General features: G+C 70.3%; 2 protein-coding genes. One reads left to right on the plus strand and one right to left on the minus strand.

Features of this window, described 5'->3' with window-relative positions; genetic code table 11:
- The coding region (locus tag RMO85_RS12450) for a PAS domain-containing protein (protein ID WP_310529043.1) at positions 1–820 on the minus strand (820 nt) is incomplete at its 3' end.
- A gap of 137 nt (positions 821–957) precedes the next feature.
- Between RMO85_RS12450 and RMO85_RS12455 the strand changes: the two genes are divergently transcribed.
- A partial coding sequence (locus tag RMO85_RS12455) for a cation:dicarboxylate symporter family transporter (protein ID WP_310529044.1) occupies positions 958–1854 on the plus strand: 897 nt, incomplete at its 3' end.

The following is a 1854-nucleotide window of genomic DNA, read 5'->3' on the forward strand; positions in this document are numbered from 1 at the left end:
CGGTCTGGCCGACCGCGGCGCGCACCAGAGCCGGGGGGAGTCCCAGCTCGCCCACCGGGCGACCGACCGCGTCGTCGGGCAGGTCGAGCAGGCGGCGCGCCTCGTCGTTGACGAGCTGCACCCGGTCCTGGTCGTCCAGCAGCAGCAGGCCCTCCCGGACAGCGTGCAGTACGGCGCGGTGGTACTCGTACATGCGACCGAGCTCCTGCTCGCCCAGGCCGTGGGTCTGGCGCCGCAGCCGACGGCTGATCAGCCAGGCGCCGAGCAGGCCGACCGCGAGCACGACCGCCGCGGCGATGCCGACGGGCAGCAACGCAGCGGGGAGCGCCCGGTCGATCCGCTCGATCGTGATGCCGACCGAGACCAGGGCGACGACGTCGCCGTCGACGTCGACCGGTACCACTGACCGCATGGACGGTCCGAGCGTCCCGGTGTACTCCTGGGTGAAGACCCTCCCCTCGGGAGCGCCGCCGAGGTCGCCGATGAACTTCTGGCCGATCTGCACGGGATCGGGGTGGGTGTAGCGGGTGCGGTCGAGGGCCATCACCACGACGAAGTCGACCTTGGTGTCGGCGCGCACGCGCTCGGTGAAGGGCTGCAGCTGCACCGACGGGTCGGCATCGTCCAGCGCGTCGTGCACGGCGGGAGAGTCGGCCACGGTCTGCGCCACGGAGAGCGCACGGTCCACCGCGCTGTCACGCGCGTCCTGGCGGGCGTCATAGGTCGCCAGCCCCAGCCCGGCGACCACCACGAGGAGCACCACGAGCACCTGGAGCATCAGCACCTGCCGGGCGACGGATCCCTCGTGTGGCCTGCCCATGCGGGCATTGTGCCGCAACCCGGCGAGGTGGGCTCCACCGTGAACTCAACGAACACAACGGTGACGTGCGTCACAACCGCGCCCACCATGTTCGCCATGGCACCGGGCACCCGGCCCGGGCCGCTCCTGGAGGAATCATGAGTTCCACGACTTCCGAGACGCCAGCAGGCGCCGTACGACGCAAGGACAAGACGCACTACCTCTACGTCGCGGTGATCGCCGCTGTCGGACTCGGTATCGCCGTCGGCCTCATCGCCCCCGCGTTCGCCGTGGAGCTCAAGCCGATCGGCCAGGGCTTCGTGGCGCTGATCAAGATGATGATCCAGCCGGTGATCTTCTGCACCATCGTGCTCGGCGTCGGCTCCGTCCGCAGCGCCGCCAAGGTGGGCAAGGTCGGCGGTCTGGCGTTGGGCTACTTCATGGTGATGTCCACGGTGGCGCTCGGTATCGGCCTGCTGGTCGGCAACGTCCTGCACCCCGGCTCGGGGCTGAACCTCACCGAGGAGGCGGCGTCGGCCGGAGCGGAGCAGGCCGCAGGCGCGCACGCCAGCACGACCGACCTGCTGCTCGGCATCATCCCGGACTCGATGCTGTCCGCGCTGACGTCCGGAGAGGTGCTGCAGACCCTGCTCGTCGCCCTGCTCGTGGGCTTCGCGCTGCAGGCCATGGGCCGACCCGGCGAGCCGATCCTGCGCGGCGTCGGACACGCCCAGCGGCTGGTGTTCCGGGTGCTTGCGATGGTCATGTGGGTCGCCCCGGTCGGCGCGTTCGGCGCCATGGCCGCCGTGGTCGGCGAGACGGGGGTCGACGCGCTCACGAGCCTGGCCGTGTTGATGCTCGGCTTCTACGCCACCTGCGCCGTCTTCGTGTTCGGCGTCCTCGGCACCCTGCTCAAGGTGACGACCGGCATCAACATCTTCGCGCTGCTCAAGTACCTCGCCCGCGAGTTCCTGCTGATCTTATCGACCTCGTCGTCCGAGTCGGCGCTGCCGCGGCTGATCGCAAAGATGAACCACGCCGGCGTCGACGGCTCG

Origin of the sequence: Nocardioides sp. (assembly GCF_031422975.1) — a bacterium.
Taxonomy (GTDB): Bacteria; Actinomycetota; Actinomycetes; order Propionibacteriales; family Nocardioidaceae; genus Nocardioides.